Origin of the sequence: Burkholderia sp. GbtcB21 (assembly GCF_019091065.1) — a bacterium.
Classification (GTDB): Bacteria; Pseudomonadota; Gammaproteobacteria; order Burkholderiales; family Burkholderiaceae; genus Burkholderia; species Burkholderia pyrrocinia_C.
The window spans coordinates 1-259 of sequence record NZ_JAGXKA010000306.1 but is presented as its reverse complement, the minus strand read 5'-3'; the positions used below and the strand labels follow the sequence as shown (position 1 = coordinate 259).

Here is a 259-nt window from a genome sequence, read left to right as displayed (position 1 = left end):
GGACGACACGTGGGACGCGGCGCCGTTCGTGCCGGACGTCGACGAAGCAACCTGCCGGCTGGTCGGCGATGCGCCGCGCTGCCCGCACTGCGGCGGCCTCGCGCGACCGAACATCCTGGTGTTCGGCGGCACCGGCTGGCTCGGTGCGCGCTACGACGCGCAGGGACGTGCGCTGGACGACTGGATCGAGCGGGCCGGGCGCGTCGCCGTGGTCGAGATCGGCGCGGGCCCCGCGATTCCGACCGTGCGCCTGCTGAGC

1 pseudogene is annotated in these 259 nt (G+C 75.3%); it reads left to right on the top strand.

The annotated features are described in order from the left end of the window. A pseudogene (locus KVT39_RS37010) lies at window positions 1–259 on the top strand (NAD-dependent protein deacetylase); the annotation flags it as partial.